The organism is Inquilinus sp., from assembly GCF_057815775.1.
Genome location: NZ_JBYRFX010000077.1, coordinates 1 through 13195 on the forward strand (window position 1 = coordinate 1; position 13195 = coordinate 13195).

At 63.9% G+C, this 13195-nt stretch carries 9 protein-coding genes; 5 read left to right on the plus strand and 4 right to left on the minus strand.

From position 1 onward, the window contains the following. The coding region (locus AC3XYG_RS02995; protein WP_489138327.1) for a TolB-like translocation protein at positions 1 to 806 on the minus strand (806 nt) is incomplete at its 3' end. A 451-nt stretch (positions 807 to 1257) separates the two neighbouring features. Between AC3XYG_RS02995 and AC3XYG_RS03000 the strand changes: the two genes are divergently transcribed. The 3 genes from AC3XYG_RS03000 to AC3XYG_RS03010 all read left to right on the plus strand — a co-directional run bounded on the left by AC3XYG_RS03000 (position 1258) and on the right by AC3XYG_RS03010 (position 5307). Beyond that, positions 1258 to 3054: a calcium-binding protein gene (locus tag AC3XYG_RS03000; RefSeq protein ID WP_489138328.1), complete on the plus strand. Its 1797-nt coding sequence runs from the start codon at positions 1258 to 1260 to the stop codon at positions 3052 to 3054. Between the two features lie 121 nt (positions 3055 to 3175). After that, the gene (locus AC3XYG_RS03005; protein ID WP_489138329.1) at positions 3176 to 4828 is read left to right on the plus strand and encodes a Tn3 family transposase; all 1653 of its coding nucleotides are present in this window, start codon (positions 3176 to 3178) and stop codon (positions 4826 to 4828) included. Further along, complete coding sequence (locus AC3XYG_RS03010) at positions 4771 to 5307, plus strand: Tn3 family transposase (RefSeq protein WP_489138330.1); 537 nt, start codon at positions 4771 to 4773, stop codon at positions 5305 to 5307. Before AC3XYG_RS03005 ends, AC3XYG_RS03010 begins: the two co-directional genes overlap by 58 nt. A gap of 402 nt (positions 5308 to 5709) precedes the next feature. Here AC3XYG_RS03010 and AC3XYG_RS03015 read toward each other — a convergent pair whose 3' ends face one another. Together AC3XYG_RS03015 and AC3XYG_RS03020 are read right to left on the minus strand one after the other, a co-directional pair. Further along, entirely contained in the window at positions 5710 to 6285 is a 576-nt protein-coding gene (locus AC3XYG_RS03015; protein WP_489138331.1) for a hypothetical protein, read from the minus strand. Positions 6286 to 6363: 78 nt separating this feature from the next. Next, positions 6364 to 7257: an RHS repeat-associated core domain-containing protein gene (locus AC3XYG_RS03020; RefSeq protein ID WP_489138335.1), complete on the minus strand. Its 894-nt coding sequence runs from the start codon at positions 7255 to 7257 to the stop codon at positions 6364 to 6366. 253 nt (positions 7258 to 7510) lie between these two features. Between AC3XYG_RS03020 and AC3XYG_RS03025 the strand changes: the two genes are divergently transcribed. Continuing rightward, positions 7511 to 10477, plus strand: coding sequence for a Tn3 family transposase (locus AC3XYG_RS03025; RefSeq protein ID WP_489138332.1), 2967 nt, complete (start codon positions 7511 to 7513; stop codon positions 10475 to 10477). Between the two features lie 31 nt (positions 10478 to 10508). Next, positions 10509 to 11459, plus strand: coding sequence for a helix-hairpin-helix domain-containing protein (locus AC3XYG_RS03030; protein ID WP_489138333.1), 951 nt, complete (start codon positions 10509 to 10511; stop codon positions 11457 to 11459). A gap of 31 nt (positions 11460 to 11490) precedes the next feature. Here the strand turns inward: AC3XYG_RS03030 and AC3XYG_RS03035 are convergent. Beyond that, positions 11491 to 13195 (minus strand): calcium-binding protein (locus tag AC3XYG_RS03035; RefSeq protein WP_489138334.1); only part of this gene is annotated, 1705 nt, incomplete at its 5' end.

A 13195-nucleotide genomic window follows, 5' to 3' on the forward strand; every position in this document is an offset into this window, starting at 1 on the left:
AAGTCGCCGATATCCTTGTCGACCAGGAAGATATCGCTCGCGCCGTTGGTGTCGCCGGTGACCAGGTTGCTCGCGTCGCTTTCGAAGGCCACATAGCGGCCATCCCCAGACATCGCGGCATGGCTGGAATTGCCGTTCGCCTCCCCGCCATCGGATGCCACCGATACGTTCGTCGTGGTGCCGAGCGCCAGATCGCGCACCTGGATGGCGAAGTACGAGCCGCTGAAGCCAGTGAATGCGACGAACCGATCATTGGCCGAGATCACGGGCACGCTAGGTTGAGCCGCGGATTGGGAGATCAGAGTGGTTGTTCCCAATCTGACGTCCCGCACGAAGAGTCCAAGCGTATCTATGCCGCCCAGATTGAGGGCCTCGCTGCTTCCGTATAGTAAAATATAGTTTCCATCATGGGATATCTGACCTTCTAAGAATTCGGGGTCGTGATAGTTACCAGCTTCATCGTAATATCCGTATGAATCCGCAAATTTCTGCGTTGTTCCGCCTATTAGATCTAAGCTATAAATGTAGTTATGGCCAAGATCTTGAAGGCTATAGACGACATATCGGCCATCATCGGAGAACGATAGATAGGAAGGGGTAGTTGTATTTGTGAGTATCGATGTGGCAGGCAGGTCGAGGATCGCAGTCCCGTGCGTGTCGATGAGCGCGATTCCAGCTTCGAGGTAAGAGTTCTCCAGCCCATGTACCCCGACCAGGCTGCCGTTGCTGGAGATCGAGCCGGCATAGAGGCTCGTGTCCATGCTGGTCGTCAGGCAGGTCAGGGACGAGAGGTTGAGCGTCGTCATCGGAGCGGCCCCCTATTGATTCGACGAATGCGTCGGCGCCTTGGGGCCGATATGAAACCTGGGAAAATATGGCTTAATTTGCAGCCATCGCCACCCGGCGGCAACCCCTGTCGCGACCGGCGAGCGACCAGCACAAGGGCCTCGGCCGAGAAGGACGCGTCGCGCAGATCCAAGTGGGCCCGCTCGGGTCAGGAAAAATCGACGAAGCCCGATCAGCGGCCTCCTCCGGAGGAGGCGCGCAGCCGAGCGGACCAGTCGCGGCAATCCGGCGACCAGGATGGTGCCGAGACCTAGTGGCGATTCTCCCTGAAATGCGAGGAACAGCTGCGGCAGGTCGGGGCATGCGTTTTCTAGCTGCCCAGACCGTCGTTGCAGGCGCTTGCAAAGAGCGCCGCCACGGAGGCAAATTCTGGAATAGGATTTTAAGCGAATTTTAAAAAATGAGGGGATAGTGGCAAACATCATCGGGACGAGCGCTCCGGATCTGCTGATCGGTGTCGCCAGCGCTGGCGACGACACGGTGTCCGGCCTGGCTGGCGACGATGTGCTTGCCGGTGAGGCCGGAAACGATGTTCTGAGCGGCGGCACAGGGATCAACATCCTGATCGGCGGAACGCTTGACGTGACGGAGGATGTCGGCACCGTCGTGCTCCATGCCGGGGACCGCGACACCGTCTCCTATGCCGAGCGAAACCAAACCGTCCGCGTGACGCTCTCCGATACCGCGACGCTCGACATCACGCGGTTCGGGATCGCGATGCACCTGACCGGCGTGGGGCGCGAAGGCGACAACGGCCAGGGTGACATTCTCGTCGGGATCGAGAACTTGATTGGCAGCTCCTATACCGACGTGCTGACCGGCGACAGCAAAGACAACATTTTGTACGGAAAAGGTGGGAGCGACGATCTCATCGGCGGCGGCGGGAACGATATTCTCGCTGGTGGTGACAAAGACGATATCTTGATCGGCGGGGCCGGGGCCGATCTTCTGATCGATGGCGACCTCACGATCGCCAACGGCATCGGGACCGTGACCAATTCCGTCAACAACTTCAACACGAGAGCCGATTACGGGACATCGACCGCTGGGGTTAACATCGACCTTACCGCCGTGCAGACGGTCGACGTCACGCGCGCAGGTGTTTCGTTTCATCTGGAGAATGCCGTGGCCGGGCATGGCGGCGAGGCCGAAGGCGATTGGCTGGTCGGGGCCGGCATCGGCATTCTCATTGGGTCGCAGTTCAATGACCATCTGGTTGGCGATGGGCACGCACAGCAATTCCATGGCGGGGCCGGCGACGACGTGTTGCAGGGCTCCTTCTCGATGACGGGCGAAGCCGGAAACGACATGCTGATTGCTGGGCAATACGGCAGCAATCTGGAAGGAGACGCCGGCGCCGACATCTTGGATGGCAGGGCGGGCACCGACGATACCGCTTATTATTGGTATTCCGCCGGCATTACGATCGATCTGACCCAGGGCACGGCTCATGGCGGAGATGCCGAAGGGGATGTCCTGATGGGCATCGAAAATGTCGATGCGACCGAAGAGGTCGACCGGCTGATCGGGTCGGCCAGCAATGAACACCTCGTGCTGTATGGCGGGAACGACTCTTCCTATGGCCTGGGCGGCAACGACCTCGTGGGCGGGGGCGACGGCAACGATCGCCTTGTCGGTGGCGCCGGCGCCGATGTCATCGGCGGCGGTGACGGATTCGATTGGGCTTACTACCACACCAGTGCCGCAGGCGTGACCGTCAACTTGGCCACCGGCACCGGGTCGGGCGGCGAGGCCCAGGGCGACACCCTGTCCGGAATCGAGGCGATCTATGGCTCGATCCACGACGATACGCTGACCGGAAGCGATACCTCAGACACGCTTCTCGGCAACACAGGTGCCGATCACCTGACCGGCGGGGGCTATGCCGATACCTTCATGTATCGTGCCGTCAGCGACAGCACGGTGGCGACAGCGGGCCGCGACGTCATCCTGGATTTCTCGCGGGCCCAGGGGGACAAGATCGACCTTGTGGCGATCGACGCCGATGGCAACGCGGCGAACGGCAACACGGCTTTCGTCTACACCGCCGGCGGCGCGTTCACCGGCATCGGCCATGAGGTCGTGGTCCAGAACGGCGGCACCGGTATCAGCTTGCTCTACGCCGACCTCGACGGCGACAAGGTCGCTGACTTCGCCATCGAGGTCCATTCGCCCATCCCGATCACCGGCCAGGACATGGTGTTGTGACGCCCCTTGGGCTCTGAGGTACGCCACCGCGGCAGCAGAAACCTTCGAGGGCGACGCCACCCCGGCCCATCTCGCCGCCGACCTGAACGCCGGACGCCGGCGCGCCACCGTGGGGGCCCAGTTGATCGACCTCGGGTTCCGTCTGACCGACGCGGCGGTGACGATGTTCTGCCGGCTGGTGGGCCGGCAGTTCGCCAAGGCCCGATCGCGCCGCAACCAGCGCCATCTCGAGACCGGCCGGGCCGCGGGGGACCTGCTGCGGCTGTTCCGTGACACGCTGCGCACCCTCAGCGAGGCCAACGACACCGATAGCGATGCCATCGATCTGCTGCACGAGCGGATTGGCTGGCACCGCCTCATGCAGGCGCAGGCGGAGCTCGAAAGCTTCGAGGGCACGGCCGAGCCGGATCCGCTCGTCGAAGTCGCGGAGCGATCAGATAAGATCCGGCGCTGCGGCCAGGCGTTCATCGAGGCCTTCGTGTTCCGTTCCGCCCGACGGCGCGATCCTCTGCTGGCGGCCCTTGAGCTACTGCGGCAATTGCACCGTGAGGGGCGCCGGGGGTTGTCGGCCAAGCCGCCGGTCGGCCATCTGGCGGACAAGATCCGCAAGGCAGTGTTCTCCGCTGGCAAGCCGGACCGCAAGCTGTACGAGGTCGCGACCCTGGTAGTGCTGCGCGATCGGCTGCGGTCGGGCGATGTCTCGGTGGAGGGTGGCCGCACCTTCCGGCCACTCACCGCCGATCTGGTACCGCCTTCCGTTGTCGCCGCCCGCAAGGAGGAGGATGACCTGCGCCTCGGCGTGCCGCCCGACCCCGTCGCCTGGCTCGCCGAGAAGCGGCAGGAGCTGGCCCTCAAGCTGCAGCAGCTGGCGAATCGCGCCCGCGGCGGAAAGCTTAAGGGCGTCCGCCTTGTCGATGCCAAGTTGGTGGTCTCGCCGGACCGCGCGGCCGTGCCCAAGGCGGCCGAGGCCGCCAAATGGTTGATCCTCGACCGGATGCCCCCGGTGCGGATCACAGAGCTGATCGCCGAGGTTGATGCCTGGACCGGCTTCTCCGAGGCGTTTACCCACCTGCGCACCGGCGACCTGCCGCGCAACATCCAGGTGCTGCATGCCGGCATCCTCGCCGACGCCACCAATCTTGGGCTGAAGGGCATGGCCGACGCCTCGGCCGGGGTGACCGCCCGCCAGATCGGCTGGTGCCGGCAGTTCCACGCCCACGACGCCGCGTTCAAGGCCGGCCTCGCCCGGATCATCAACGCCCAGCTGGCGCATCCTTATGCCCGTCTCTGGGGCGAAGGTACGACCTCGTCCTCCGATGGCCAGTTCTTCGCTGCCGCGGGCCGGGCCGGCAAACGCAGCGACGTCAACACCCACTACAGCCACGGGCCCGGCGGCAAGTTCTACACCTGGGTCTCCGACCAGCACGGGCACTATCACATCCTTCCAATCAGCGTCACCGAGAGCGAGGCGGCCCATGTGCTGGACGGCATCTACGGACACGCGTCCCAGCTTGACATCGCTGAGCACTATGTCGACACCGGCGGCGCCACCGACCACGTCTTCGCCCTCTTCGCGGTGTTGGGCCGGCGCCTGGTGCCGCGGCTGCGCGACCTGAAGGATTGGTCCCTGTACACCTTCGGCGACGCCGACCCACTGCTGCGCCAGCATATCGGCGGTCGGATCGACGAACAGGTAATCCGCGAGGCCGGGACGAGGTGCTGCGCATCGGCCTGTCGATCGACGGCCGCGAGGCCGCGCCGTCGGTGGTGCTGAAGAAGCTGGCCGCCATGCCGAAGACCAACCTGTTGTCCAAGGCCCTGCGCGAGATCGGGCGGATCGAGCGCACCCTGTTCATGATCGAATGGTACTCCGGCCCCGCCTTGCGAGCCCGCTGCCGGGCCGGGCTGAACAAGGGCGAGGCCGGGCACAAGCTGACCCGAGCGGTGTTCTTCCATCAACGTGGCGAGATCCACGACGCCGCCTTCGAGAACCAGGCGTTCCGGGCCTCGGCCCTCAATCTGGTGGTCAGCGCCATCATCCTGTGGAGCACCGCTTGCCTGTCGCGCGTGGTCAACCAGCTGCTCATAGAGGGCCATGAGCTGTCGAACGAGATTCTGCGCCATGGCTCGCCGCAGATCTGGGAGCACATCAACCTGATCGGCACCTACGACTGGAACCACCAGGATCTGCCCCCTCCGGGAGCCTTCCGGCCTCTGCGTAGAACCTCAACGGACTTCCGGGTCGCTGCTTGACCAGTCGGGTTGCTCTTTCGTTCTCGTGTCGGGCGCCTACGTACAGTTCTTGTAACGAGCCCTATTCGGATGACCATCACTATGCCGCCCGATCTCGACCGACGCATTATTCCGCCTGTGTAACGCATCTCCTCCAAGCACAGACAGGGGGTGCGTTCCCCCCTTTTTTCTGATCAGATGGGGGAGTTGGCCGATTTCCAAATTGCCGTAAGTGGAAAGGATGGTGGCCGACGGTCTTGATGCTCGCGATATCGAGCACGTCGAACTGGGGGCCGACAAGCGGCAATCCAGAAAGAGGGACTTTTCGACGTCGATAAGCAGAGCTGGCGCTCACGATCGAACGGCGATACTAATTTAATGCACCGCCACCGAATACCAAAAATATACAGCGCAAAACAGCTTTTAGGACTCTTGCCAAAAAATATACCCCTCCCCATCATACGCTCCAAAAGCCATTATCTTGGAGTTTTGAATTGCTTCTAGATTAATCGCCTTTTTCTCAATACATCTACAATCCAATATTGTCATCCAAAAATACCAACTTAAAGTATTTTCATTTATAAAATCACAAATTTTTTCAATATTGCTATCAATCATATTTAATCCGTAGAACAACTTGCCTTCAATATCAACGATTTCGCCGACTGTAGAGCCCGGAGCTTCAAAATCTCTGATTGGATCAAAACAAAGCGCGAATCCTAATTTTGTGGTGACTAGAGTATCTGCAAGTTCCTTTGCCGCAGAATCCGTAGGTTGAAGCCCAAATTTAGCTCTTTTTTGCATATCTTGAGCTACCTTGAAGTCGTATGGCCGTTCTAACTGAATTCTGGTTGAACTCAGAGCGATCACCTCCCCAAGATGCAGCCTGCGCTCTAGTTTCGTTAGTGCGAGTCCAGATTGGTCTATTACCTCAGCCAAATATGGATGGGTCCGATCTATATCTAATCTGAGGTGCACGCCCATTTCTACTTCTTTCATTTGGGTACAAACGATCCGTCGGGGAACGTCCTCCAGCCGGGCGGCTGCTTTTCACGATCATTCCAATCCCAATGCGGGTCAACCCCAGGCGGATGGTTGAGATCGGGATGCAGACTTTTGATCAGGATTATCCGGATTCACCCAGGCTCCAAATTCGCCTCCAGGGGGTTGCTTCCCCTTCCATGCCCAGGCCGTCCCGTCTGGACTAGTCGGCGGCTTCGTTGGATCGTCCCAATCAAAGTCTGGCAAATCTCCGGCTGTCGGCGGAGTTGTATCTTTCGTTGCGTTGAATAGTCCCAACACCCACGAACCAAGAGCGTAAGTGCTGTTAGTAAAAGCGTCATTCGTTGGAGTTCCGCGTATAAACACATCCACTTGACCGAGAGTGGGGCGTACTTGATAGTATTCCCACGTATGTGGCTCCGCGTCCGCCAGTTGCCGATCTCTTGGATTAAACGCCATCGCCGATCGCCACGATGCGAAATCCCTAGCAGCACCTAGCCTCTCGGTTCTGCTGAAGATTCCCCCGATGGATTCACCTATTCCCCCAAAGAATCCTATTCCCCGGTAGCTCAGCCAAGCCGCTCGATCAAAGCGATCTTGCATTATGCGGGGATTGTAGCCAGCCCCATCCCCGCCACCGCTCATATTACTCGTGGTATTGTCATGAGTGTGGGCCGCTGGGTCACCATTCCAGTCGTGACCTTCGCCCCCCTTGATATGCCCAGATGGATCTGAGCTGCCGATGGGGTTGTTTCCGGCATAGGCGTATCGGTTGGTGCCGACGCTGGCCATGGTCGGGTCCCACCAGTCCGGTGAGATGAACCGCCCGATCTCCGTGTCGTAGTAGCGGGCGTTGAGGTAGAGCAGGCCCCGCTCCGGGTCCGGCTTGCCGGTGGCCGGGTCGATCAGACCCGTCTCCGGGTCGTCCCGCTGTCCGATATAGCCCTGCCCCTCATCCGTCGTCGACAGCCGCGTCTGGCTGCGCGCCCCGTAGGGCTAGTAGCTCGACCACTCCACGATATTGGGGGCACCTCAAAGTTTTCCTGCCAATGCACCTTTTGCCGGACAAAGTGAGAACTCGGTCAGGCTGAGGTCTGGGGAGGTGGGGTTCGAGCGAGGGTGCGATAGACGATCCTCTTGCGGAGATGAGCGGACCATTCCCGCTGGACTCGCCTTCGGCGCTGAGGTGGTCTGAGCCGAACGCTCTCTGCCGAGGGTCTCGATGGCACGGTACAATCTGCTGACCGACGACGAGCGGCGTCGGCTCTTCGACATTCCGACCGACCGGGCAGCGCTGATCCAGCACTACACGCTCGCCTCGGAGGATCTGGAATTCGTTCTGGCCCGGCACGGTGACCGAAACCGCCTTGGCGTTGCGGTGCAACTCTGCCTGCTGCGGCACCGGGGCTTCGGCCTGTGCGACTGGGAGGGAGTGCCGGACGAGGTGCTGCGCTATCTCGCGATGCAGCTCGCTGTTCCGGCAGAGGTGTATCGCGACTATGGGCGTCGACGGCAGACCCGCGAGAGACATGCCCAGGAGGTGGCGCAGCGCCTCGGGTTGCGAGCGTCGCGTCGAGCCGACATGCCGCTGATGGTCGATATCGCGGCCGAGGCAGCCTGGTCGACGGATCGTGGCCTGGAGATCGCGGACGCGCTGATGGCGGGGCTGCGCGAGCGGAAATTGATCCTGCCGGCGCCGGGGACGATCGAGCACGCCGGCGCCACGGGCCGTGACCGGGCGCGGCGGCTCACGGCAGACGCCCTGGTGGCGTCGCTGATGCCGGACCAGTTGATGCAGGTCGATATGCTGCTGCTCAACGACCCTGAGCTGGGGCGAACGCCGCTGGCCTGGCTGCGGGGCTTCCCCGAATCGCCCAGCGCCGACAACATCAACGTGATCCTGGCACGGCTCGATCGTGTCCGGCAGATCGGCCTCGAGCCGGCTCTGACGGATGCGATCCACGAGAACCGGTTCCGGCAGTTCGTGCGGGAGGGCGCTGTCGCCCCGGCTTTCCTGCTGAGCGCCTATGGCCTCCGTCGGCGCCGGGCGACGCTGATTGCCCAGATGATCGACCTGGAGAGCCGCCTGGCGGATGCCATGGTCGAGATGTTCGACAAGCTGGTTGGCGCCATGTTCACCCGTGCCAAGCGGCGGAAGGAGCGGCAATATCAGGCGACGGCGAAGGATGTCGGCCGCCTGATGCGCCTGTTCAACCAGACGCTGACGGCCCTCCAAAATGCCCATGAGCAGGATCTTGACGCCTTCGACGCCATTGATCACGACGTTGGATGGTGGACGCTGATGAAAGCCCAGCCCGAGGTTGCGGCGCTGGCCGAGTTCGTGGAGGAGGATGCGCTGGTCACCGCCACCGGAAAGTACATGACGTTGCGCAAATACGCGCCGGCCTTCCTTGAGGCCTTCACCTTCAAGGCGCCCACGGCGCGCGACCCGATGCTGGCCGCGATCGAGGTTCTGCGCGAGGCGAACCGCAAGGGCCGCGGCGAGATTCCCGCGACGGCGCCGATGACGTTCTCGCACAAGAAATGGAAGGCGCTGGTGATCGAGGACGGCAAGGTCGATCGCCGCCGCTACGAGGTCGCGGTCTGCGCCACCCTGCGCGACCGGCTGCGCTCCGGCGACATCTGGATCGACGGCACCCGCAACTATCAGCGCTTCGACCGCTACCTCCTGCCAAAACCCGCCGTCCCCGCCGCCGCGGCCAAGCTGCCCTTCACCTTGGACGTCCATGCCTATCTGCAGGAGCGGACGCAGTTGCTCGACTGGCGGCTTCGCCGCTTCGAGCGGCAGTTGAAACGTGGCCAGGTGAACGGCGTCGAGCTGCGCGACGGTAGGCTGCATATCACACCGCTGACGGCGATTACGCCGCCGGAGGCTGAGCGCCTGGACCGCATGATTGACGACATCCTGCCCCGCATCCGGATCACCGAGCTGCTGACGGAGGTGGCGCGCCGTACCGGCTTCCTGTCGGCGTTCACCGATCTCCGCAGCGGCCGCCCGCATGACAATCCGAACGCCGTGTTGGCGGCGATCCTGGCCGATGCGAGCAACCTCGGCCTTGAGCGGATGGCGAACGCCTCGCAGGGCGTCAGTTACGCCCAGCTCGCCTGGACCCACAATTGGTACCTGCGCGAGGAGACCTATCGCGCCGCCCTTGCCGCGATCATAGATGCCCACCATGTTCATCCCTTCGCCGACATCTGGGGCCAGGGCGCGACCTCGTCGTCGGACGGCCAGTTCGTTCGGACCGGTCGCGGCCAAGGAGGCCAGGCTGCCGTCAACGCCAAATACGGTATCGACCCCGGCATCCGCTTCTACACTCATATCTCGGACCAGCACGGCCCCTACCATTCCGTGGTGATCTCCTCGACCGGCTCCGAGGCGCCCTATGTGCTCGACGGATTGATGCAGCACGGCACGTCATTGAAAATCACCGAGCACTACACCGACACCGGCGGCGCCAGCGACCATATCTTCGCCCTGAGCCACATGCTCGGCTTCTGCTTCGTGCCGTGGCTGCGCGACCTGGCAGACCGCAAGCTGGCGTCGATCGGGCCTGCGAGCCAGTATCCGGGTCTAAAGGACCTCATGGGCAAGCCGATCCGGACAGACGTCATCATTGAGTGCTGGGACGAAGCTGTGCGCACCGTCGCGTCGATCGACGCCGGCACCGCGGCGCCGTCGGAGATCCTTAAGAAGCTCGCCGCCTACCGACGCCAGAACCGGCTCGACCTGGCGCTCCAGGAGATCGGCCGGATCGAGCGCACGCTGTTCACGCTCGACTGGTTCGAGGACCTGGACCTCCGGCGCCGTTGTCGCGCCGGACTCAACAAGGGCGAGGCCCGGCACTTCCTCGCCCAAGCCATCCACACCCAACGTCAGGGCCGGATCACCGATCGCACCCTGCTTAACCAGGGCTTCCGCGCCTCCGGCCTCAACCTGGTGATCGCGGCGATCGTCTACTGGAACACGGTCTACATGGAACGGGCCGTGCAGCACCTGCGCTCGACGGGACGCTTGGTGCCCGATCAGTTGCTGACCCATGTCTCTCCGCTGGGCTGGGAACACATCAGCCTGACCGGTGACTACCTCTGGGAGCAAGCTGCCGAAACCCCGCTCGACTACTGGCCGCTCCGGCTGCGGGACGACCTGTTTGCCGCTACAGGCTAACTGCGTTCTTGGTTTGTCCGGAAAAGGTGCATTGGCGGAAAAACTTTGTGGTGCCCCGTTCTACGCGCCGGCGCAACTGGTCCGCGATGCGCGAGAGCATGGCGTCGAGGTCCGCCCGGTCGACGTCAACCACAGCGATTGGGACTGCAGCCTGGAATCGGGCACCCGCGGCCTCGCCGTCCGGCTCGGCATGCGCCAGGTCAAGGGGCTGCGCGAGGTCGAGGCGGCGCGGATCGCGGCCGCGCGCAGCGACGGCTACCGCGAGCTGCGCGACGTCTGGCGCCGCGCTGAGGTCACCGTGGCGGCCCTGGAGCACCTGGCCGAGGGCGATGCCTGGCGGTCCATGGGCCTCGGCCGTCGCGAAGCCCTTTGGGCCATCCGCGGCCTCGGCGACGTGCCGCTGCCGCTGTTCGAAGCGGCCGACCGGAGCCGGCGGCCCGGCGACAACCGGCCGTCGGTCGAGCTCGCCGGCGAGGCGCAGGTCCTGCTGCCGGGGATGACCCTCGGCGAGGAGGTGATCCAGGACTATCAGTCGCTCCGCCTCAGCCTGAAAGCACACCCGATGTCGCTGCTGCGCCGGCACGTCGCCGGCGACGGCATCGTCACCACGGCCGAGATGCGCGCCGCCAAGGACGGCACCTGGATCGCCACCGCTGGCCTGGTGCTGATCCGCCAGCGCCCAGGCACGTCCAGCGGGGTGATCTTCGCCACGCTGGAGGACGAGACCGGCATCGCCAACATCATCGTCTGGCCGCAGGTCTATGAGCGGTTCCGCCGCGTCGTCATCGGTGGTCGCCTCTGGGAGGTCCGCGGCCGCCTGCAGAAGGAGGGCCTGGTCATCCACCTGGTCGCCCGGCACGTCATCGACCGGTCGCCGCTCCTGCGCGAGCTCGGGCGGCTGGATGGGCCGGACGAGGCCGAGCCACCGCTGACCGAGCGCGAGGCTGTGGGTGCGATGCCAGGGTCGAGGGATTTCCGATGATCGCACAACATGGAGGGCGTGCCTCCAGGCGCTACAGCACGAAGTCGCTGGCCGTCAGAGCGTGGTCGGAAATCACGTTGATGATCGCGTCCGGGGTCTTGTCGCCGTTGACGTCGAGATAGACGCCCTGGAGGCCGTTGTGGAAGTCGACGATCCGCAGCTCACCGGCGTGGCCGGTGAAGCCGCCGGTGCCGAAGCTGAAGGCGGTATCGCCATTGGCGGAATTGCCGTCGGCATCGATCGCTGACAGATCGATCTTGTCGCCGGTGGTGAAGTCCGCGATCACGTCCTTGCCCGCCGGCGCCACCGTGCTGTCGGCGATCGAGGTGTAGACGAAGGTGTCGTTGCCAGCCCCACCCTTCAGCAGGTCGGCCCCAAGGCCGCCGGTGAGCACGTCGTTTCCGGCACCGCCCGACAAGGTGTTGGCCCCGGCATCGCCGGTCAGCTCGTCGTTCTGATCGGAGCCGTAGAGGTTTTCGATCCCGGTCAGGGTATCGCCCTGGGCATCACCGCCCGTGCCGGTGCCGGTCGCCAGGCTGACCGTCACGCCAGCCGTGGAGCCGGCGTAGCTGGCGGTGTCGTTGCCGGCACCGCCGTGGATTGCATCGGCCCCCGCTCCGCCGATGATCAGATCGTTGCCGTCGCCGCCGCTGAGCTGGTCGTCGCCGGTGCCACCGGTGATGGTGTCGTTGCCCGCGTCGCCGAAGACGATGTCGTTGCCGGTGCCGGCATCGATCGAGTCGTTGTCGTTGCCGCCTTGGATGGTGTCGGCACCGTCGCCGCCGACGAGACGGTCGGCGCCGTCGCCGCCATCGAGATGGTCGTTGCCGCCCTCACCCGAAAGCACGTCGTTGCCGCCGTTGCCGACTAGGGTGTCGTCGCCGAGTTCGCCGCCGATGATGTTGGCGCCGTTGTCGCCGATCAGGTGGTCGTTGAAGCTCGACCCGTACAGGTTCTCGATGTTGAGCAGGACGTCGCCGGTGGCGTCGCCGCCCGAGGCCGTGTTCCCCAGCAGATCGACCGTCACCGCGGCGGACGATCCCTGGTAGTTGGCGAAGTCCGAACCGTCGCCGCCATCCAGCGTATCGGCCCCTGCGCCGCCATGCAGCACGTCGTCCCCGGCCCCGCCCAGCAGCACATTGGCGCCGGCATCGCCGGTGAGATGGTCGGCGAAGGCCGAGCCGGTGATGTTCTCGATCGTGGCCAGCGTGTCGCCCTCGGCGTCGCCGCCATGGCCGGTGCCGAGCACCAGGTCGACCGTCACCCCTGCCGGCGACCCCGAATAGTCGGCGGTGTCGATGCCGGCACCGCCGACCAGCGCGTCGGCCCCGGCGCCGCCGGCGAGGACGTTGTTCCCGGCATCGCCGTGCAGCGAATCGTCATGGGCCGACCCGGTCAGATTCTCGATCCCGGTCAGGGTGTCGCCACTGGCGTCGCCGGCCGAGACCTGGGCGCCGGACAGCCGCAGGTCGACCGTCACCGCCACCGTGGAATTCGCGTAGCTGGCGGTGTCGATGTCGGCGCCGCCGTCCAGCAGCTCGGCATTGGCGCCCCCGACCAGCGTATCGTTTCCGCCGTTGCCGTGGAGCGCCACGGCGTCCGCGGCCGCCACGATGATCACGTCGTCGAAGGCTGTGCCCCGGTACTCCTCGAAGCATCGGGTCGCAGCGGCCACGATGAAGCCGATGATGCCGTTGGCATCCCGGACCGCGCCCTCGAACTCGCTGATCGTGATG

Excerpts from the sequence above, each read along its gene's own strand:
- AC3XYG_RS03015 (WP_489138331.1), bottom strand. The coding sequence starts at position 6,285 with ATGAAAGAAGTAGAAATGGGCGTGCACCTCAGATTAGATATAGATCGG.
- AC3XYG_RS03025 (WP_489138332.1), top strand. The coding sequence starts at position 7,511 with ATGGCACGGTACAATCTGCTGACCGACGACGAGCGGCGTCGGCTCTTC.